This window comes from Nocardioides sp. GXQ0305 (assembly GCF_050880345.1).
In the GTDB taxonomy this organism is placed as follows: Bacteria; Actinomycetota; Actinomycetes; order Propionibacteriales; family Nocardioidaceae; genus Nocardioides.
The window spans coordinates 315,814-334,713 of record NZ_JBNYXG010000001.1; the positions used below are offsets into that span (position 1 = coordinate 315,814).

Here is an 18,900-nt window from a genome sequence, read left to right on the forward strand (position 1 = left end):
ATGCGCCACCCGATCCTGCTGCTCGTGTCCTGCGTGCTCGCCCTGGCCGGCTGCACGTCGCTGGACAGCACCGGCGACAAGGGCTTCGTGACCGGCGACGGCCAGGTGACCAGGCTGGCTGTCGCCGACCGCGACGGTCCGATCGACTACGAGGGCGAGGACCTCGAGGGCGAGGCGCTCGCGCTCGGCGACTACCGCGGGAAGCCGCTGGTGGTCGTGGTCTGGGGGTCGTGGTGTGCCCCGTGCAGGGAGGAGGCCCCCGACGTGGTGGCCGCCGCCGAGGAGCTCGACGGCGAGGCAGAGGTGGTGGGGCTCAACATCCGCGACCCCTCGACCGCGCAGGCGCAGGCGTTCGTCCGGTCCTTCGACGTCCCGTACCGGTCGTTCTACTCGCCCGACGGCAAGGCGATGCTGCCGTTCGGCGGGGTGCTCACCCCGAACTCGATCCCCAGCTTCGTGGTGCTCGACGCGGAGGGCCGGGTCGCCGCCAGCATCATCGGGCCGCTGCCCTCGACCGACACCCTGGTCGAGCTGACCCGCGACGTCGCCGGCGGGACGACCGATGGCTGACTGGTTCTCCTCCACGGCGGCTTCCGGCTCGCTGGCCCTCGCGATCCCGGTCGCCCTGGTCGCCGGGCTGGTGTCGTTCTTCTCCCCGTGCGTCATCCCGTTGCTGCCGGGCTACCTGTCCTACGCGACCGGGCTCTCCGGGGCGGACCTCGAGGACGCCCGCCGCGGCCGGATGCTGCTGGGGTCGGTGCTGTTCGTGCTGGGCTTCTCCACGGTGTTCGTGGCGCTCGGGACCCTCTCGGGGGCGCTCGGCGCGTGGCTGGTGACCTGGCAGCGCGAGATCACCCTCGTGATGGGCGTGCTGACGATCGTCCTGGGGCTGGTCTTCGCCGGGGTGGTGCCGTGGCTGCAGCGTGACTGGCGGGTCCACGCCGTCCCGGCGGTCGGCCTGGCCGCCGCCCCGCTGCTCGGGCTGCTGTTCGGCCTGGGCTGGACGCCGTGCATCGGGCCCACGCTGGCCGTCATCACCACGCTGTCGATCAACGAGGCGACGGCCGGTCGCGGTGCCCTGCTGTCCGCCTGCTACGCGCTCGGGCTGGGGCTGCCGTTCGTCGTCGCGGGGCTGGCCTACCGCCGTGCGCTCGGCGCCTTCGGGTGGGTACGCCGGCACCAGCAGTGGGTGGCCCGGCTCGGTGGCCTGATGCTGGTCGCCGTCGGCGTGCTCCTGGTCACCGGCTGGTGGGCCGAGCTGGTCACCTGGATCCAGCTGCGCCTCGTCAGCAGCTTCGAGACGAGCGTGTGATGGCCACCGACACCGACACCGAGCAGCGGCCCGTCGAGGGCCGCCGTTCCGGCGAGCTCACCTTCCGCGAGCTGCTGCGCTGGTCGTGGCGGCAGCTCACCTCGATGCGCACCGCGCTGGTGCTGCTGCTCCTGCTCGCGCTGGCCGCGATCCCGGGCTCGATCATCCCGCAGCAGGGCGTCGACTCGATCCGGACCGCCCGCTGGCAGGAGGACCACCCGAAGCTGACCCCGGTCTACGAGCGGCTCGGCCTGTTCGACGTCTACTCCTCGCCGTGGTTCGCCGCGATCTACCTCCTGCTGATGGTGTCCCTGGTCGGCTGCTTCGTCCCGCGGATCGCGGTCTACCTGAAGGCGCTGCGGGCCCGGCCACCGGTGACGCCGCACCGCCTGGACCGGTTGCCGGCGTACGCGACGTACACCACCGCCGAGGAGCCGGACGCCGTCCTGGCGCGCGCGAGGAGGGTGCTGCGCCGGCACCGGGTCGACACCCACGACGACTCGCTGGCCGCCGAGCGTGGCTACCTGCGGGAGGCCGGCAACCTGCTGTTCCACGTGTCGGTGCTGGTGGTGCTGGTCGGGTTCGCGGTCGGCAGCCTCCTCGGCTACCGCGGCGGGGTGATCCTCGTCGTCGGGAACGGGATGTCCAACAACCTCACCCAGTACGACGACTTCGACCCCGGCAGCCTGTTCACCCCCGACCAGCTCGACCCGTTCTACCTCGACGTCGACGACTTCGACGTCGAGTGGCTCCTCGAGGGGAACGCCCGCGGCCAGGCGCGCGCCTTCGTGTCGCACGTGACCTACCAGGAGGGGTCGGGCGAGCCGGAGGAGTACGACCTGCGGGTCAACCACCCGCTCGGCATCGGCGACACCGAGGTGTTCCTCATCGGCCACGGCTACGCGCCGGTGATCACCATCCGCGACGGCAACGGCGACGTCGCCTACAGCGGGCCGACGGTCTTCCTCCCCGAGGACCAGTCCTTCCAGTCGATCGGCGTGGTGAAGGCGCCCGACGCCCGGCCGACGCAGGTCGGCCTGGAGGGGTGGTTCTACCCGACGTACGCCTTCACCCGGGAGACCGGTCCGTTCTCGGTGCTCGGGCGGGCCGACAACCCGGCGATCTCGATGCTCGTCTACGCCGGGGACCTCGGCATGGACGACGCGTCGCCGCAGTCGGTCTACGCCCTCGACAAGTCGCGGGCCGACCTGGTCACCAAGGACGACGGGCAGCCGTTCCGCGTCGACCTGCCCGTGGGCGAGCAGGTGAAGCTGCCCGACGGCCTCGGCACCGTGAGCTTCGACGGCGTCGAGCGCTGGAACAAGATCCAGATCAGCCAGACGCCCGGCAAGTGGGTGGCGCTGTCCGGGGTGGTGCTCGCGCTGATCGGTCTGCTGGGGTCGCTGTTCATCCGGCCGCGGCGGGTGTGGGTTCGTGCCCGTCGCGGGGCGGAGGGCACACTGGTCGAGGTGGCCGTCCTCGACCGGTCGGCCGGCGCCGACGTGGACGCCGTGCTGGACGAGCTGGTGACCGCCCTGAGGGCCGACGAGAAGGAGCCGACGTGACCGACGCCGCGTGGGAAGCGCTGAGCAACCAGGCGGTCGCCGCAGCCGGGGTCGTCTACTTCCTGGCGATGATGTCCCACCTCGTCGAGCACGCGGCCGCGCGCCGGATCCTCGAGCCGGCGTCCGCGACCGCTGGCACCGACGATGCCGAGGGCGGCGTGGCGGTCGCGGTCGGCGACGCTCCCGACGTACGGCGCCGGCGCGACCTGTTCGGCCGCCTCGGCTACCTGCTCACGCTGATCGGCGCCGGGGTCCAGCTGCTCGCGCTGGTGGCCCGCGGTCTCGCGGCCGACCCGAACCGGGTGCCGTGGGGCAACATGTACGAGTTCACCCTGGCCGGCACCTTCGTCGTGGTCGTGATCTACCTCGTGCTCCACCGCCGGCTCGCGCTCGGCTGGATGGCGCCCATCGTCGTCGGGGTCGTGCTCAGCCTGCTGATGGTCGCGGTGATCTGGCTCTACGCCCCGATCGCCCCGCTCACCGAGGCGCTGTACTCGCCGTGGCTGGTGATCCACGTGGTGTCGGCGATCATCGCCACCGGAGCCTTCACCATCGGCGGGATCGCCTCGGTGCTGTTCCTCGTGAAGGACCGGCGCAGTGACCGCGCCGAGACCGGCTACCTCGCCCGGGTGCCCGGCACCGCCGAGCTGGACCGGCTGTCCTACCGGATGCACGCCTTCGGCTTCCCGGTGTGGACGTTCGCGGTGCTCATCACCGGCCCGATCTGGGCCCACCAGGCGTGGAGCAGCTACTGGAACTGGGACCCCAAGGAGGTCTGGGCGTTCATCACCTGGGTGGTCTACGCGGCCTACCTGCACGCGCGGGCGACCGCGGGCTGGCGCGGACGCAACGCGGCGATGCTGGCGCTGGTGGGGCTGGCGACGCTGTGGTTCAACTTCATCGGGATCAACTTCTTCTCCTCGACCAGCCAGCACTCCTACGCCGCGCCGGAGTCGACCGCGACGTCGGGGTCAGCGCTTGTCGTCCCCGAGGCCGCGCAGGAAGTCGGGGTCGTCGTCGGGGCCGCGGGGCCGTCGCTTCGGGGGTGAGCCCGGCGAGGTGAGTCCGCGCCGCTCGATGACCCGCACGGTGAGGTAGATCGCCAGCGCGACGAGAGCCACGAGCAGGAGCACCTTCACCTCCTCAGGATAGGCCGCCGGTGGTGACTGCACGGGAGATCCCTACGCTGGGCTCGTGAAGGAGTTCTGGGTCTACACCGGGCTGCGGGCCCTGCTGTTCGTGGCGACCTTCGCGCTGGTGGTCGGGGTGTGGCTGCTGTTGGCCGACGAGGTGCCGCTGCTGTGGGTGATCGTGATCGCGTTCGCGGTCTCGGGGGTGGCGTCGTACTTCCTGCTGCACCGGTCCCGCGAGGCGTTCGCCCTCAAGGTGCAGGGGCGCGCAGAGCAGGCGTCGACGGCCTTCGAGGAACGTCGGTCGCGGGAGGACGTGGACGACGACGCTTCCTAGCGCTTGCGGCGCTCGATCTGGCGCTGGATGCGTGCCTCGTCCTGCCCGGTGATCTTGGCGATCAGGGAGACGCGGTTCTTCCAGGCCAGGTAGCCGCCGACGACGAGCACGAGCAGGATCAGCCAGGTCATGCTGCCAGCGTACGTCGGCGTCAGAAGCCCAGGATGTTGTACGGCTCGTCGGGAAGGTCGGCCATCGCGGCGAGCCGCTCCACGGCACCGGGGTCGCCGATCACGCGACCGGACGCCCGGAGCGTGCCGACACTGACCCCGCCGAGCGACAGCGAGCCGAGGGTCTCGGCGTCGATCGTGACGTCGGGGTCGGTGTCGGTGCGGGCGACCGTCGCCGCGCCGCCGCACGTGGAGATCGCGTAGCTGCCGGTGGCGTGGCCCTGCGGGTCCTCGACCGCGAGCACCACCTCGCCGTCGGCCGTCCACGGCCGGGCCATGAGCGTGCGCGGCACGTCGAGGACCCGCACCCAGAGGAACTCGTAGCGGCCGGTGTACCTGACCGCGTTGAAGTCGCGCAGCGCCCACGGCAGCGGGTCGGCCGGCGGGAAGTCGCCGTACTCGACGTGGTTGACCAGGTCGATGCTGCCGACGAAGTCCCAGAGCGCCAGCCCGGCCGCGGCGTCGTCGGCCAGGTGGAGCAGCACCTTGGCCTTGCGCTTGTCGCCGTCGCGGCCTTCGGGCCGCCACACGACGACGCCGTCGACGGTCTCCTCGGCCGTGAGGTGGACCGCCGCGCGCAGCTTCTTGTCGGGCCCGCTGGCGAAGAAATTCCAGCGCCCGGTGAACAGCGGCTCGTAGAACTGGGGGGTCCCCACCGAGCCCCGGCTGGTGTGGTGGAAGCGGTCGAGCAGGTCGCGGGTCACGGGCCAGGTCCCGGCCGGGTCGACCTGCTCGACGCGGCCGGGGTCGGTGAAGTCGCGCAGCCCGAACCGGGGGCCGGTGTCCAGCTCGATCTCCTGGCCGAACGTGGCCACGCCGAAGCCGAACCGGCCGTAGATCGTCGCCTCCGAGGCGGTCAGCGCCACGAGCGGCAGGTCGTGGGTGACCGCGTCGGACAGGCAGCCCTCCATCAGCCGGCGCACCAGCCCGCGCCGGCGGTGGGCGGGGCTGGTGGTGACGTCGGTGATCATCCGGAGAGGGAGCAGCTCGCGGCCGACGTTCAGCGTCTTGTCGAACCAGGCCGTCGTGGCCACCGGTACCGGCCCGGCGCCGTACGCCCCCTCGGGCAGCCACACGCCCCGGCAGACGACGTCGTCGGTGGTGACGTGCTCGAGCCACATCCCCTCGAACTCGTCGTCGGGCTGCTCGTGGTTGAAGCCGCGGCGGAGGGCCTGCAGCCAGCCACGGCGCTGCTCCCGCGCGGCCTCGGAGTCGTCGGCGAAGTCGAGGGCGTCGAACCGGTAGTCCACGAGGGGCCACCGTAGTGGGCGACCGGACGACGTCGCACGGGGCAGGGTCGGTGGCGACCTGCCAGCGGACCATCACGGTACGGGCGGCCAGGCCGCCGCGTTCGTCGGGCGCCAGCGGCTCGGGGTGCGAGCCGGGTCCGGAGCACGACGCCGTCCGGCCCTCAAGTCATGCAGTCCGACGTGACGTCCGGGCGACCTCGAGGTGACGGTTGGTCGACGGGGACCGCGTGTCAGCCCACGAGGAGCGGCGCGGCGACCAGCACCGCCCACGCGAGCTCGGCCGCGCCGGTCTGCTGGAGCGCGGGCACCAGCGACGGCCCAGTGGCGCCGGACATGACGGCGCGGACGGCCGGGAAGGCAAGTCCGAGAAAGCCGAGGCCGAGCAACGCCCACCAGGTGGTGACGACCGCGACCGCGACCACCGCGGCCGCGGCCGCCACGACGAGCAGCAGGTAGAGGGCACGGGTGCGGTCCTCGCCGAGGCGCACGGCCAGCGTGCGTTTGCCGGCGACGGTGTCGGTGGGCACGTCGCGCAGGTTGTTGACCACCAGCAGCGCGCAGGCGAGGGCGCCGATGCCGACGGCGGCGTAGAGGGCGGCCTCCTCGAACGTCCCGGTCTGGACGTAGGTGGTGCCGACGACCGCGACCAGGCCGAAGAACACGAACACCATCACCTCACCCAGCCCGAGGTAGCCGTAGGGCCGGTCGCCCCCGGTGTAGAACCACGCGGCCAGGACGCACGCCGCGCCCACCGCGACCAGCCACCACGCCGAGGTCGCGGCCAGCACCAGCCCGGCCAGCGCCGCCACCCCGAACGCCGCGAACGCCGCGCGCTTGACCGCTGCCGGCTCGGCGACCCCCGACCCGACCAGCCGCATCGGACCGACCCGGTCTTCGTCGGTGCCGCGGACGCCGTCGGAGTAGTCGTTGGCGTAGTTGACCCCGACCTGCAGGGCGAGACTGACCACGAGCGCGAGCAGCGCCTTCCACCACACCGCCCCGCCGACGTACGCGGCGACTCCGGTGCCTGCCAGCACCGGCGCGACCGCCGCCGGCAGGGTGCGCGGGCGCGCGCCGGCGATCCAGTCGGAGGTGGTGGGCACGGGTGGGATTCAAGCAGGTGCGCCACCGTGCCGCGCCGGCGCCACCGTACCCGCAGGGACGTGGCCGAAGACGCCGTCGAGCGTGCCGATCGCCCCGCCGTCACGTGGTCGGCGGGGTCCGGGGCGGCGTCATCGTCGGCGGGGCGGGTCGGCGCCGGGCTCGGGGAGTGCCTCGGTGCCGGTGTGGTCGCGCAGGTAGTGGTGGCCCTGGGGTGATCGCCACACGGCGACCCCGGGCTCGGGCATGACGTAGCTCCAGCCGCCGTGGGTCTTCAGCCGGTGGTGGTGGACGCAGAGGGCGGCGAGGTTGGGGGACTCGGTCTTCCCGCCGGCGTCGGGGTCTGCGTGGTCGTAGGGCACCACGTGGTCGACCTGGCAGCGGCGCGCGGGGCGGCTGCACCAGGGGAAGAGGCAGGTCCGGTCGCGCTGGACGACCTGTTCGCGGAGCTCCTCGCCGGGCTCGTAGCCCGGAGCGGACAGATGGGCGGCGAGGTCGAGGACCGGTCGGACCACGACCTGGGTGTGGGTGTGGGCGCACCACTCCTTGACCTGGTCGAGCAGCACCTGCCGTTGCCCCTCCTCGAGCCGGGCGAGCGGGTCGAAGGTGACGGTGCCCGTGTCGGCCACGACGCTCGCTGCGAGGTGGACGTGGAGGTCGAGCCGGCGGGCCGCGGGCAGCCGGCCGCCCGCGGTGGCACCGCCGAGGTCGAGCGCGAGCTGCCGGCGGACCAGGTCGCCGAGGGCCTCGGCCCGCCGCGCGTCGAGCGAGGCGTCGGAACCCAGCGCCTGCAGTGACTCCGCCCCCCTCCGCACGGCGTGGTCGAGGTCGAGGGCGTCGGCGAGGTCGAGCTCGGCCTCGAGCAGGACGGTGCCGGCATAGGCGACGTCCTGATCGTGGATGGTGACGTGGCGGGTGTCGGGCACCGAGGGAGCCGGGTCGTCGGGGTGCTCCGCGAGGACTGGCCGGGTGGTACGGGCGATGGCCTCGGCCACCAGCCGGTCGACGACCGCGGGGCCGGTGCGGTGGGCGAACGGCGCCACCATCCGGTCGACGTACGCCGCTGCCTCGGGGGTCAGGTCGGCGTGGATGGTCGTCTCGGCCACCCGGCGGGCCCGCCACGCAGGCAGGTCACCGGCGTGGACCCGGCGCCACAGGCGCGGGAGCCGGTGGCGCAGCTCGAGGGCGTGGCCGATGAGCCGCTTGGCGGCGGTGGTCGAGGTGCCGAGCGCGGCGCCGAGCTCGGCGGCACAGAACTCGGCGACCAGCGGGCAGCCGTCTCCCGCGACCTGGTCCTCGGCCTCGAAGCCGCGGACCCAGAAGGTCGCCGCGTCGTGGATCGACTCCGGCGGGTGGAGGTCGGCCCACTCGGCCGCCGCCCCCAGCAGCCGCGCCTCCGCGGCGTCAGCCGCCGCCCGCTCCGCCCGCACCGTCGCCAGCACCGAGGCCGGCGTGGCACCCGGCTCGACGGTGGCGAGGTCTTCGATCATGTGTTCGATCCTAGGCGTGACCACTGACACCGGCACCCGCGATCCGCGGCGCTGTGGATGACCGTGCAGCCGAGGGATGCGTCATGAGCGGTTGGCCGTCCGCGCCCGGGTGGCCAGCCAGAGGTCGCGCCGGCACGTGCAATCGTCGACCACGCACACGTCCATGACGCGGTGGGAGATGGCGTCGTGGTGACAGTCAGGGCACGTGCTGTCCATGTCGTCAGTCTGCCTCAAGCTCGCGGATCGACTGGCCGTGTGCGAGCGAGCCGCACTGTCAGCGGCTGAAAGCGCGATTTTGCCTACGCCGAATGGTAAGAACCTCAGGTGCGGAACACCGACGAGGTCGCTGCCCTCGCCGCCGTGGACGACCTGGCAACTGCCTGCGCCAACGTCCTCGGGGAGTGTCTGGTGTCCGCGATCGTTCACGGGTCCCTGACGCAAGACGACTTCCGGGCTGGGAAGAGTGATCTTGACCTGCTCCTCGTTGTGGAGCGTGCATTGACGCGCGACCAGGCGGACGGGCTCATCACGGTTGTTCAGTCAACCGACCTCGGGCCAGCGGCTGGGGTCGATCTGCTGGTTGTGACACGGCACGCGGCGGCGGTCCGGTCTGCACAGGCCCCCGCACGGGAGCTACTGGTGGGGCGCTGGCTGAGTCCAGACGACGAGATGGAGGTAGAAAGGGCCGACGAGCACGCGTCGGACAATTGGCCGGAACTCTCGGAGGCCCGAGCGAACGGGCGCTCTCTCATCGGGCCCGAGCCGCAAGAGGTGATTGGCCAGGTGCCCCCCGAACGGGTGCGCGCAAACAGTCTCGGTCATCTTCGGCGATGGCTTGGACTCATCGGCGACACCCGAAATGCGGTCTTCATGGTGGTCACTGCATGCAGGATGTGGCGATTCGCGTTGATGGGTGACCACGTCTCCAAGACCGCTGCCGCACGCTGGGCGCTGGAACACGATCCGGCACTCACCGCGGTCGAATCCGCGCTCTCGGCACTCACCACATCCCAAGTCGTGACGATCGCTCCCGCCGAGGTCGAGAGCGTCTTGCTGCGTGTGCTGAGAGACCTTGATAGCGGAACCGGGTCTAAGTGACGCCCGCTAGCTCATCGGCATGACAGCGCCCCGGATCATGGTCACCAGGTGACTCGCATCCGGGGCACAGTGGCTTCCGGACACCGTGCACGCACCCGGTCAGAACATCCCGCTGTCGTTCGCGGAGGTCTGGGGGAGGCCGCTCGAAGTACTCGACGAAGGCGTCCTTGCCGACGGCGACGTGCGGGTTGTGCTGCCGTTAGTCGGCCCCGGCATACCTCTCGATCGTCTCGCGCGGCCGGCACTGGTTGAACACGAGGTCGTAGAACGCCTGCACGGTCTGCTTGTTCCGCTCGAGGTCCGCACCCACGTCATCGCCCCTCTCGTGCCGGTGGCCGATCACTAGTCTGCCGTCATGGACGTCGAGCCACTGTCCCTCGACCCCGACGAGACCGGCCTCGCCGACCTGCGGCGGCGGATCGCCGACACCCGCCTCCCCGAGCCGGCGCCCGGGGAGCCGTGGGAACAGGGCACCGACCTCGAGGCGCTGCGGGCGCTCCTGGACGACTGGTCGGCGTTCTCCTGGCCCCCGCCGGACGTCGCCGACCTCGCCCACTACCGCGCGGACGTGGACGGCCTCGGGGTCCACTTCGTCCACGTGCGGCGCGGCGGCGCACCGCTGATCCTCACCCACGGCTGGCCCAGCACCTTCTCCGAGATGCTGCCGCTGGTGCCGCTGCTCGACGGCTTCGACCTGGTGATCCCGTCGCTGCCCCGCTACGGCTTCTCCGACGCGCCGACCGGTGTGCACACGACGCGCGACACCGCCCGGCTGTGGCACCGCCTGATGCAGGGCCTCGGCTACGAGACGTACGGCGCGCACGGCACCGACTTCGGCGCCGCGGTGTCGACGTTCATGGCGATCCAGGAGCCGGACCGGATGACCGGGCTCCACCTGAGCAACCTCGACACCACACCCCACCTCGGAGGTCGGCCGCTGAGTGAGGCCGAGCGCCGCTACCAGCGCGACGTCGCGGCCTGGGATGCGGTCGAGCGCGGCTACAGCGCCATCCAGTCGACGCGGCCGCAGACCGTCGCCTACGGGCTCACCGACTCGCCGGCAGGTCTCGCGGCCTGGCTCGCCGAGAAGTGGGTGCGGTGGTCCGACTCGGGCGGCGACCTCGCGCGCGTCCCGCGGCACGTCCTGCTGACCGTGCTGACGACGTACTGGCTGACCGGCACCATCGGGTCGTCGATGCGCGACTACCTCGACAACCGGTGGTCGAACCGACCCATCGGCCCCGAGGAGTACGCCGCCGTCCCGACGGCCCTCGCCGTCTTCGACCACATGCACGCCTACGAGGGCACGCCGCCCCGCGAGTGGGCCGAGCGGCTGTGCGACCTGCGCCGCTACACGCCGATGCCCCGAGGCGGGCACTTCGCCGCTGCGGAGGAGCCGCTGCTGGTGGCCGACGACCTCCGGTCGTTCTTCACCGAGCTCGCCGGATAGCGTCCGGTCCATGGAGCCCCTCCGCCTCACCGGCCCGCCGCCGGCGGTCGTGACCGCGCTCCGGGGCTGGCTGGAGGCGACCGAGGCGCCGCCGCTGGTGGTGGAGACGTCGGGATCGACGGGCGCGCCGAAGCAGGTGCTGCTGTCGCGCCACGCGGTCCTGGCGAGCGTCGCCGCGACCGAGCGGAGGCTCGGCGGCCGGGGCCGCTGGGCCCTCGTGCTGCCGCCGACGTACGTCGCGGGGATCCAGGTCGTGGTCCGGTCGCTGGTGGCGGGGCACGAGCCGGTGCTCGGCGGGTTCGACGGCGCGGCGTACGCCTCCCTGGTCCCGACCCAGCTGCACCGGCTGCTCGACGCCGCAGCTGACACCGCCGCCCTCGCCGAGCTCGAGGCGGTGCTGCTCGGCGGCGGCCCGATCGACCCCGTGCTGCGGGCTCGGGCCGAGGCCGCGGGGATCCGGGTGGTGGCCACCTACGGCTCGGCGGAGACCGCGGGCGGCTGCGTGTACGACGGGTACGCGCTCGACGGGGTCGCGCTGGCCCTCGGGGAGGGCGGCCGGATCAGGATCGCGGGACCCACCCTCTTCGACGGGTACGCCGACGCCCCGGCCGCCACCAGCGAGGTCCTGGTCGACGGCTGGTTCCTCACCTCCGACGCCGGTCGGCTCGACGAGGACGGTCGGCTGCACGTGCTCGGCCGGGTCGACGACGTCGTGGTCAGCGGCGGCGTGAACGTGCCGACCCCGGCCGTGGCCGCGCGGCTGCGGGAGCACCCGGCCGTGAGCGATGCCGCCGTCGTCGGTGTCCCCGACGAGGAGTGGGGGCACCGGGTGGTGGCGTTCGTGGTCGGCGGCCTCGACGTCGCGGCGGCCCGCGACTGGGTGGCCGAGCTCCACCCGCGGTCCTGGGCGCCGCGCGAGGTGGTGGCCGTCGACGCGCTGCCGCTGCTGAGCAACGGCAAGGTCGACCGGATGTCGTTGCGGGCCAGGGCCTCGGCGGTCGAGCCGTGAGGCGCCGCCCCGCTGACCGGGAGTCCCGATGAGGGTGTGGTCGGTGCCGATGACCACCCGCTTCCGCGGCATCACCGTGCGTGAGGGCGTGCTCGTGGAGGGCGAGGCCGGGTGGGGTGAGTGGAGCCCGTTCGTCGAGTACCCGCCCGAGGTCGCCGAGCCGTGGCTGCGCTGCGCCGAGGAGGCCGCGGCCGGTGACTGGCCCGCGCCGGTCCGTGACCGCGTGCCGGTCAACGTCACCGTCCCCGCGGTCGACCCGCCGACGGCTCACCGGATCGTCCGCGAGGGCGGCTGCCGGACCGCCAAGGTCAAGGTCGCCGAGCCCGGCCAGGTGCTCGCGGACGACGAGGCCCGGCTCGAGGCGGTGCGCGACGCGCTCGGCCCCGCGGGCCTGGTGCGGGTCGACGCCAACGGCGGCTGGGACGTCGACACCGCGGTCCCCGCCATCGCCGCACTCGAGCGCGCCTCCGGAGGCCTGGAGTACGTCGAGCAGCCGTGCCCCACCGTCGAGGAGCTCGCGACGGTGCGCCGACGCGTCGGTGTCCGGATCGCGGCGGACGAGTCGATCCGCCGTGCCGCCGACCCCTACCTGGTGCGCGACCTCGGCGCCGCCGACGTCGCCGTCCTCAAGGTGCAGCCGCTGGGCGGCGTCCGCGCGTGCCTGCGAATCGCCGACGACATCGGGCTCCCGGTGGTGGTCTCCTCGGCGCTGGAGACCAGCGTCGGGATCGCGGCGGGTGTCGCCCTCGCCGCCGCCCTCCCCGAACTGCCGCACGCCTGCGGCCTCGCCACGGTCCGGTTGCTCGCCGACGACGTCGCCACCGAGCCGCTGCTCCCGGTCGACGGCTCGCTCCCCGTCCGTACGCCGAGCGTCGACCCCTCGGCCCTCGACCGCCTCGCCGCACCGCCGGACCGGGTGGCCGCGTGGGAGGCCCGGCTGGCCGAGGTCCGGGCACTGCGGCAGGATCACCGGTCGTGACGACCGACGCGACCAGCCTCGCCCGCGGCGTCGTCGCCGCCCTCGTCGAGGCGGGAGTGCGGGAGCTGGTGCTGGCTCCCGGCTCGCGCAACGCACCGCTGGCGTTCGCGGCCCACGACGCCGCCGGGGCCGGGCTGCTCCGGCTGCACACCCGGGTGGACGAGCGCACGGCCGGGTTCCTCGCGCTGGGCCTGGCCCGCAACCGTGGCGCGGCCGCCGTCGTCTGCACCTCCGGCACCGCGGTCGCCAACCTGCACCCCGCCGTCCTCGAGGCCGCGCACGCGGGCATCCCGCTCGTCGCCGTCACCGCCGACCGGCCGGCCCGGCTGCGGGGCACCGGCGCCAACCAGACGACCGACCAGGTCGGCGTCTTCGGTCCGCTGGTCACGACCGCCGACCTGGCCGACCTGCCCGTGCCCCTCTTGCTGGGGTTCGGCCCCGCCCACCTCAACGTGCAGCTCGACGAACCGCTGGTCCCGGCCGACCGCTGGCACCCGGACGTCGTCCCTGGCGACCCGCCGCAGCCGATGCGGCCCGCCGTCCACGAGACCGTCGCACTCGGTCCGCGCACGGTCGTGGTCGCCGGCGACGACGCGGGGCCGCCCGCGCGTGTGCTGGCCGAGGAGGCCGGCTGGCCGCTGCTTGCCGAGCCCAGCAGCGGCTCCCGCACCGGCACCCATCCGATCCGCTCATATCGGCTGCTGCTCGACGGCGACCTCGGGCAGCGGGTCGAGCGGGTCGTGGTGTTCGGCCACCCGACCCTCTCGCGGCCGGTCGGCCGGCTGCTCGGCCGCGACGACGTGACGGTCCTCGACGCCGGCACCTCGGGCGTGTGGCACGACCGGCCGTTCCCGGTCGCCGACCGGTTCTCCTCGGGACGGCCCACCGTCGAGGCGTCCGACGACCCGGCCTGGCTCGAGGCGTGGCGCGCCGCCGACGCCTCCGTGTCACGCCAGCTCGACCGGCTGCTCGCGGACGAGCCCGACCTGACCCCGCACGAGGTCGCGGGCGCGGTCAGCCGGGCCCTGCCGCCCCGGGGGCTGCTGGTCGTGGGTGCCTCCAGCCCGATCCGCGACCTCGACCTGATGGTGGCGCCGTACGCCGTGGGCGACCGCCGCAAGGTGCTCGCCAACCGCGGGCTCTCCGGCATCGACGGCACGGTCTCCACCGCGATCGGCGCCGCCCTCGGCCGTCCGCGCACCAGCCGCTCGTTCGCCCTCGTGGGTGACGTGACCTTCCTGCACGACGCGAACGGACTGGTCCTGGGACCCGACGAGGCGCGTCCCGACCTGACGATCGTCGTCGTCAACGACGACGGCGGCTCGATCTTCGCCACGCTCGAGCAGGGCGGCGCGGCGTACGCCGACCGCTACGACGCCCTCTTCGGCACCCCCCACGGCGTGGACCTGGCGGCGCTCTGCGCCGCGACCCGCACCCCGCACTGGCGGGTCGGGAGCCTGCCCGAGCTGGAGCAGGCACTGGCCTCGCCCAACGGCGGCATCGAGGTGGTGGAGGTCCCGGTCAGGCGCGACAACCGCCGCGACCTCGACGAGCGGATCCGGGCGCTGCGGCCCTAGTCGAACGAGACGACCAGCCTCGCCACGCGGCCTGCGCCGTCGAACCGCAACCGCAACGAGCCGGTGCCCCCGCTGTCGGCCCAGCGAAAGGGAGCGACCGCCTCGTCGCCGTCGGCCGTCACCGGACCGGTGAGCACCAGCGGCTCGGCCGGTGGGTCGGCGGCGTACGCCGCGGCGATGGCCGGACGGCCCGCGAACGGGCCGGCGGGCACCCCCACGAAGACCATCTCGGCGTCCTCGGCGAAACGCTGCGCGAAGCCGTCCCAGTCGCCCGCGGCGACCGCCTCGCCGAACGCGGCGACGTGGCGCGCCACCCGCTCGCTGCCCACCATGTGTGGAGTCTGGGAGCGGGCTTCCCCGCACCGGCAGAATGATCCCCGTGGACATCGCGATCCTCCTGGTCGCGCTCGCCGCGGTGGTCCTCGCCGGGACCGCGGTGGCGGAGCGGATCGGGTTCCCGCCGCCCCTGCTGATGGTCGGGGTCGGCGTAGCGGCCTCGATGCTGCCGTTCGTGCCGACCATCGAGCTCAGCGCGGAGGTGGCGCTGTTCGGGCTCCTGCCCCCGCTGCTCTACGCGGCCGCCCTGCAGACCTCGCTGGTCGACTTCGCGGCCAACCGCCGGCCGATCCTCCTGCTGTCGGTGGGCCTGGTGCTCTTCACCACCGCCGGCGTCGCCGCCGTGGTGCACGCGCTGCTCGCCGAGCTGGGCTGGCCGCTGGCCTTCGCCATCGGTGCGGTCGTGGCGCCGCCCGACGCGGTGGCGGCGACGGCGATCAGCCGGCGGATCGGGCTCCCCCGACGGCTGGTCACCATCCTCGAAGGGGAGTCCCTGCTCAACGACGCCACCGCGCTGGTCTCGTTGCGCACGGCGATCGCGGCCGCGGGCACCACCGTCGCGGCGGTCAGCGCCGCCGAGATCGCCGGCGACTTCGTGGTCGCGGCGGTCGGCGGAGCAGCGGTCGGCGTGCTCGCGTTCCTGCTCGTCGCGCGGGTGCGGCGCCGGGTCACCGACCCCGTCCTCGACACCGGGATCTCGATGGTCGTCCCGTTCGCCTCGTACGTCGCCGCGGAGCTGATCCACGCCTCCGGGGTCATCGGCGTCGTGGTGGCGGGGCTGCTGCTCGGGCACAAGGCGCCGGTCCTCCAGACCGCCCCGTCGCGGCTGGCCGAACGCACCAACTGGCGCACCATCGCGTTCGTCCTGGAGAGCGCGGTCTTCCTGCTGATCGGCCTGCAGGCGGAGTGGATCCTGGCGGGCATCGCCAAGAGCGAGGTCGCGCCGGGGATGGTGGCGCTGCTGTGCTTCGGCACCCTGCTCGCCGTCATCGTGCTGCGGATGGTGTGGGTACTCGTGACCAGCCAGCTGCTGGGGCGGCGGTCGCAGCAGCGGCTGTCGCTGGCACAGACGGTGATCGTCGGCTGGGCGGGCATGCGGGGCGTGGTCACGCTCGCCGCTGCGTTCGTCATCCCGGAGAGCGCGGCCCACCGCGAGATCCTGCTGCTCGTCGCCTTCACCGTCGTCGCCGGCACGTTACTGCTCCAGGGGCTCACCCTCCCGTGGCTGGCGCGCCGGCTGCGCGTCCCCTCGCCGGACCCGGCCGAGGACGCGCTGGCGCGGGCGACCCTGCTCCAGCAGGCCTCGAAGGCGGGCTTCAAGGCGCTCAAGCAGGCCGAGTACGACGACATCCACGGCGTGGTCGAGGCCGTCAAGCGCCGGGTGGAGCAGCGGAACTTCGCCGCGTGGGAACAGCTCGGGCCCAACCAGGAGGACGAGACGCCGAGCGAGCAGTACACCCGGCTGCGGCGGCTGATGATCGACGCCGAGCGCGACCGGGTGCTGCAGGTCCGCAGCGAGGGTGCCGTCGCCTCCGACGTGGTGGCCGAGGTGCTGGTCATGCTCGACGTCGAGGAGTCGATGCTGGACGCGGCGTCGCGGTCGCGGGAGGAGCTCCGCTCCGCGCTCGTCGGCGAGCACAGCCGCCGCGCCGACGAGTGCCCCGACCTGGAGGCGCACCCGCGGGTGGTGGTGGCCGAGGGTGCCGAGTGCCCCGACTGCCTCGCCGAGGGCCTGCGGTGGGTCCACTTGCGGCAGTGCCTGTCGTGCGGGCGGATCGGGTGCTGCGACTCCTCACCCGGCCGGCACGCGACCAAGCACTTCCGGGAGGAGACCCACCCGGTCGTGCAGTCCGCCGAGGTCGGCGAGACGTGGCGCTGGTGCTTCGTCCACCACCTCACCGCCTGAGGCGGTCGGCTCAGCCCAGCTCGGTGATCGAGGCGGCGCCGAACGGCGAGTCGGAGTCGGAGCCTTGCGACCCCTCCTGCACGAACGAGGCATCCACCTCGTGCTCCTCCAGCTCACCGGCCGCGATCTGCTCCGCCCAGTGGCAGGCCACCCGGTGACCCGGGGTCACGCCGGGGAGCTCGACGACGCGCAGCTCGGGTCGCTCGTCGTCGCACCGGGTCGGCTGCCGCCACGGGCAGCGGGTGTGGAACCGGCAGCCGCTGGGTGGGTTCGACGGCGAGGGCAGGTCACCGGTCAGCAGGATCTGCTCCCGGCGGTCCTCGACGGCGGGGTCGGGCACGGGCACCGCCGACATCAGCGCCCGGGTGTAGGGGTGCAGTGGCGTCTCGTAGAGCTCACCGGCCTCCGACTCCTCGACCAGCCCACCGAGGTACATCACGCCGATGCGGTCGCTGATGTGGCGGACCACGGCCAGGTCGTGGGCGACGACGAGGAAGGTGAGGCCGAACTCGTCCTGCAGCTCCTCGAGCAGGTTGATCACCTGGGCCTGCACCGACACGTCGAGCGCGCTGACCGGTTCGTCGGCCACGATCAGCTTCGGGTTCACCGACAGCGCCCGGGCGATGCCGATGCGCTGCCGCTGGCCGCCCGAGAACTCGTGGGGGTACTTCGTCAGCGCCGCCGGCGGCAGCCCGACCGCGCTCAACAGCTCCTTGAGCCGGGCCGAGGTCGTCGCCTGGTCCTGGTCGAGACCGTGGGCCCGCATCCCCTCGACGAGCAACGACTCCACCGACTGCCGGGGGTCGAGGCTGGACATCGGGTCCTGGAAGACCATCTGCATGTCCTGCCGCTTCCGGCGCAGCACCTCGCCCTTCAGGCTCGCGACGTCGACGCCGTCGATGAGCACGGTGCCCTCGGTCGGCGTCTCGAGGTGCAGCAGCGCGCGACCGAGCGTCGACTTGCCGCAGCCGGACTCGCCGACCAGGCCGTAGGTCTCGCCGCGGCGGATCTGCAGGTCGACGCCGTCGACGGCGTAGACGTGGCCCACCGTCTTGTCGAACACCACGCCCCGCCTGATCGGGAAGTGGACCTTGAGCCCCCGGACCTCGACGAGGACGTCGTCGTCGACCGGCGCGTCCCGCTCCACGGTCTCCTGCTCGGTCACGTCGTCACCTCCACCGGGTTGTGGCACCGCAGGCCGCGGCCGCCGTGCTCGATCTCCCACCGGGGGGTCTCCTCGGTGCAGGCGTCGACGCGGTGGGGGCAGCGCGGCGCGAATGCACACGCCGAGTGCCACGGCAGGTTGTCGGACACCGAGCCCGGGATCGGGGTCAGCTTCTCGCCCCGCGGGGCGTCGAGCCGCGGGATCGAGTGCAGCAGGCCCGCCGTGTAGGGGTGCCTCGGCTGGGAGAAGAGGGTGTGCCGGTCGCCGCGCTCGACGATGCGGCCCGCGTAGAGCACGTTGACCTCGTCGCAGAGGCCCGCCACCACGCCGAGGTCGTGGGTGATCATGATCAGGGCGGTGTCGGTGTCCTCGACCAGGTCCTTGAGCAGCGCCAGGATCTGGGCCTGGATCGTCACGTCGAGCGCGGTCGTGGGCTCGTCGGCGATCAGCAGTCGCGGGGCGCAGGCGAGCGCCATCGCGATCAGCGCACGCTGGCGCATCCCGCCGCTGAGCTGGTGGGGGTAGTTCTTGAGCCGCGCGTCGGGGTCGGGGATGCCGACCCGGTCCAGCAGGTCGCGTGCCTCGGGCATCGCGTCCTTGCGCTTCATGCCGCGGTGCCGCTCCATCACCTCGGTGACCTGGATCCCGATCGGGACGACCGGGTTCAGCGACGAGAGCGGGTCCTGGAAGATCATGGCGATGTCGCGACCGCGTCGGTCCCGCATCTCCTGCCGCGACAGGCCCAAGAGGTCGACACCCTCGTACGTCGCCGTGCCCTCGACCTGGTTGCCGCGCTCGGGGAGCAGGCCCATGATCGCCAGCGAGGTGACCGACTTGCCGCAGCCGGACTCGCCGACCAGGCCGACGGTCTGACCGGCCCGGACGTCGAAGGAGACCCCGTCGACGGCGGTGAACGGCTTCTCGCCGTGCCGGGTGAAGGTCACCCGCAGGTCCGCCACCGACAGCAGCGGGCCGTGTCCCTGTGCGGGGGACGGGTGGGTGGTGGTGGGCATGGTGGTCATCTG

Annotated in this window: 18 protein-coding genes; 11 read left to right on the forward strand and 7 right to left on the reverse strand. The window is 73.1% G+C overall.

Annotated elements, in window-relative coordinates; all coding sequences use genetic code 11:
• The 5 genes from ACQ1X7_RS01565 (at position 1) to ACQ1X7_RS01585 (ending at position 4,344) form a co-directional block, all read left to right on the forward strand.
• Positions 1 to 570 (forward strand): TlpA family protein disulfide reductase, encoded by a 570-nt coding sequence (locus tag ACQ1X7_RS01565; protein WP_432476386.1) that lies wholly within the window; start codon positions 1 to 3, stop codon positions 568 to 570.
• Entirely contained in the window at positions 563 to 1,312 is a 750-nt protein-coding gene (locus tag ACQ1X7_RS01570; RefSeq protein WP_432476387.1) for a cytochrome c biogenesis CcdA family protein, read from the forward strand. Before ACQ1X7_RS01565 ends, ACQ1X7_RS01570 begins: the two co-directional genes overlap by 8 nt.
• Positions 1,312 to 2,877, forward strand: a complete 1,566-nt coding sequence (gene resB, locus ACQ1X7_RS01575; RefSeq protein ID WP_432476388.1) for a cytochrome c biogenesis protein ResB — start codon at positions 1,312 to 1,314, stop codon at positions 2,875 to 2,877. Before ACQ1X7_RS01570 ends, resB begins: the two co-directional genes overlap by 1 nt.
• Positions 2,874 to 3,926, forward strand: coding sequence for a c-type cytochrome biogenesis protein CcsB (ccsB, locus tag ACQ1X7_RS01580; protein WP_432476389.1), 1,053 nt, complete (start codon positions 2,874 to 2,876; stop codon positions 3,924 to 3,926). Before resB ends, ccsB begins: the two co-directional genes overlap by 4 nt.
• Before the next feature lie 145 nt (positions 3,927 to 4,071).
• Positions 4,072 to 4,344, forward strand: coding sequence for a DUF4229 domain-containing protein (locus ACQ1X7_RS01585; protein ID WP_432476390.1), 273 nt, complete (start codon positions 4,072 to 4,074; stop codon positions 4,342 to 4,344).
• Here ACQ1X7_RS01585 and ACQ1X7_RS01590 read toward each other — a convergent pair.
• From ACQ1X7_RS01590 to ACQ1X7_RS01605, 4 genes are all read right to left on the reverse strand, one after another.
• The gene (locus ACQ1X7_RS01590) at positions 4,341 to 4,475 is read right to left on the reverse strand and encodes a hypothetical protein (RefSeq protein ID WP_432476391.1); all 135 of its coding nucleotides are present in this window, start codon (positions 4,473 to 4,475) and stop codon (positions 4,341 to 4,343) included. The genes ACQ1X7_RS01585 and ACQ1X7_RS01590 overlap by 4 nt on opposite strands.
• A gap of 20 nt (positions 4,476 to 4,495) precedes the next feature.
• Positions 4,496 to 5,764 carry a GNAT family N-acetyltransferase gene (locus ACQ1X7_RS01595; RefSeq protein WP_432476392.1) on the reverse strand — a complete coding sequence of 423 codons (1,269 nt, stop codon included), beginning with the start codon at positions 5,762 to 5,764 and terminating at the stop codon, positions 4,496 to 4,498.
• Positions 5,765 to 5,994: 230 nt separating this feature from the next.
• Entirely contained in the window at positions 5,995 to 6,867 is an 873-nt protein-coding gene (locus tag ACQ1X7_RS01600; RefSeq protein WP_432476393.1) for a 1,4-dihydroxy-2-naphthoate polyprenyltransferase, read from the reverse strand.
• A 129-nt stretch (positions 6,868 to 6,996) separates the two neighbouring features.
• Positions 6,997 to 8,355 (reverse strand): DUF222 domain-containing protein, encoded by a 1,359-nt coding sequence (locus ACQ1X7_RS01605; RefSeq protein WP_432476394.1) that lies wholly within the window; start codon positions 8,353 to 8,355, stop codon positions 6,997 to 6,999.
• A gap of 324 nt (positions 8,356 to 8,679) precedes the next feature.
• On the opposite strand from ACQ1X7_RS01605, the gene ACQ1X7_RS01610 reads away from it, so the two are divergent.
• The 5 genes from ACQ1X7_RS01610 (at position 8,680) to menD (ending at position 14,468) form a co-directional block, all read left to right on the forward strand.
• Positions 8,680 to 9,453, forward strand: coding sequence for an aminoglycoside adenylyltransferase domain-containing protein (locus tag ACQ1X7_RS01610; RefSeq protein WP_432476395.1), 774 nt, complete (start codon positions 8,680 to 8,682; stop codon positions 9,451 to 9,453).
• Positions 9,454 to 9,808: 355 nt separating this feature from the next.
• Positions 9,809 to 10,903 (forward strand): epoxide hydrolase family protein, encoded by a 1,095-nt coding sequence (locus ACQ1X7_RS01615; RefSeq protein WP_432476396.1) that lies wholly within the window; start codon positions 9,809 to 9,811, stop codon positions 10,901 to 10,903.
• A 10-nt stretch (positions 10,904 to 10,913) separates the two neighbouring features.
• Positions 10,914 to 11,912: an AMP-binding protein gene (locus ACQ1X7_RS01620; RefSeq protein ID WP_432476397.1), complete on the forward strand. Its 999-nt coding sequence runs from the start codon at positions 10,914 to 10,916 to the stop codon at positions 11,910 to 11,912.
• A 28-nt stretch (positions 11,913 to 11,940) separates the two neighbouring features.
• Positions 11,941 to 12,891: an o-succinylbenzoate synthase gene (locus ACQ1X7_RS01625; protein WP_432476398.1), complete on the forward strand. Its 951-nt coding sequence runs from the start codon at positions 11,941 to 11,943 to the stop codon at positions 12,889 to 12,891.
• On the forward strand, positions 12,888 to 14,468 hold the full coding sequence (gene menD, locus ACQ1X7_RS01630; protein ID WP_432476399.1) for a 2-succinyl-5-enolpyruvyl-6-hydroxy-3-cyclohexene-1-carboxylic-acid synthase: 1,581 nt from the start codon (positions 12,888 to 12,890) through the stop codon (positions 14,466 to 14,468). The genes ACQ1X7_RS01625 and menD overlap by 4 nt, the downstream gene beginning before the upstream one ends.
• On the opposite strand, the gene ACQ1X7_RS01635 is transcribed toward menD, so the two are convergent.
• Positions 14,465 to 14,800 carry a nuclear transport factor 2 family protein gene (locus ACQ1X7_RS01635; RefSeq protein ID WP_432476400.1) on the reverse strand — a complete coding sequence of 112 codons (336 nt, stop codon included), beginning with the start codon at positions 14,798 to 14,800 and terminating at the stop codon, positions 14,465 to 14,467. The two genes, menD and ACQ1X7_RS01635, sit on opposite strands and share 4 nt — an antisense overlap.
• A 38-nt stretch (positions 14,801 to 14,838) precedes the next feature.
• On the opposite strand from ACQ1X7_RS01635, the gene ACQ1X7_RS01640 reads away from it, so the two are divergent.
• Positions 14,839 to 16,710: a Na+/H+ antiporter gene (locus tag ACQ1X7_RS01640; protein WP_432476401.1), complete on the forward strand. Its 1,872-nt coding sequence runs from the start codon at positions 14,839 to 14,841 to the stop codon at positions 16,708 to 16,710.
• 10 nt (positions 16,711 to 16,720) lie between these two features.
• Here the strand turns inward: ACQ1X7_RS01640 and ACQ1X7_RS01645 are convergent, their stop codons facing one another.
• Together ACQ1X7_RS01645 and ACQ1X7_RS01650 are read right to left on the reverse strand one after the other, a co-directional pair.
• The gene (locus ACQ1X7_RS01645) at positions 16,721 to 17,875 is read right to left on the reverse strand and encodes an ABC transporter ATP-binding protein (RefSeq protein ID WP_432476402.1); all 1,155 of its coding nucleotides are present in this window, start codon (positions 17,873 to 17,875) and stop codon (positions 16,721 to 16,723) included.
• On the reverse strand, positions 17,872 to 18,897 hold the full coding sequence (locus ACQ1X7_RS01650; RefSeq protein ID WP_432476403.1) for an ABC transporter ATP-binding protein: 1,026 nt from the start codon (positions 18,895 to 18,897) through the stop codon (positions 17,872 to 17,874). The genes ACQ1X7_RS01645 and ACQ1X7_RS01650 overlap by 4 nt, the downstream gene beginning before the upstream one ends.
• Positions 18,898 to 18,900: the final 3 nt, after the last annotated feature.

Coding starts and splice junctions, on each gene's coding strand:
- ACQ1X7_RS01565 (WP_432476386.1), top strand. CDS start 1: ATGCGCCACCCGATCCTGCTGCTCGTGTCCTGCGTGCTCGCCCTGGCC.
- ACQ1X7_RS01570 (WP_432476387.1), top strand. CDS start 563: ATGGCTGACTGGTTCTCCTCCACGGCGGCTTCCGGCTCGCTGGCCCTC.
- resB (WP_432476388.1), top strand. CDS start 1,312: ATGGCCACCGACACCGACACCGAGCAGCGGCCCGTCGAGGGCCGCCGT.
- ACQ1X7_RS01590 (WP_432476391.1), bottom strand. CDS start 4,475: ATGACCTGGCTGATCCTGCTCGTGCTCGTCGTCGGCGGCTACCTGGCC.
- ACQ1X7_RS01605 (WP_432476394.1), bottom strand. CDS start 8,355: ATGATCGAAGACCTCGCCACCGTCGAGCCGGGTGCCACGCCGGCCTCG.
- ACQ1X7_RS01615 (WP_432476396.1), top strand. CDS start 9,809: ATGGACGTCGAGCCACTGTCCCTCGACCCCGACGAGACCGGCCTCGCC.
- ACQ1X7_RS01620 (WP_432476397.1), top strand. CDS start 10,914: ATGGAGCCCCTCCGCCTCACCGGCCCGCCGCCGGCGGTCGTGACCGCG.
- ACQ1X7_RS01625 (WP_432476398.1), top strand. CDS start 11,941: ATGAGGGTGTGGTCGGTGCCGATGACCACCCGCTTCCGCGGCATCACC.
- ACQ1X7_RS01635 (WP_432476400.1), bottom strand. CDS start 14,800: ATGGTGGGCAGCGAGCGGGTGGCGCGCCACGTCGCCGCGTTCGGCGAG.
- ACQ1X7_RS01640 (WP_432476401.1), top strand. CDS start 14,839: ATGATCCCCGTGGACATCGCGATCCTCCTGGTCGCGCTCGCCGCGGTG.
- ACQ1X7_RS01650 (WP_432476403.1), bottom strand. CDS start 18,897: ATGACCACCATGCCCACCACCACCCACCCGTCCCCCGCACAGGGACAC.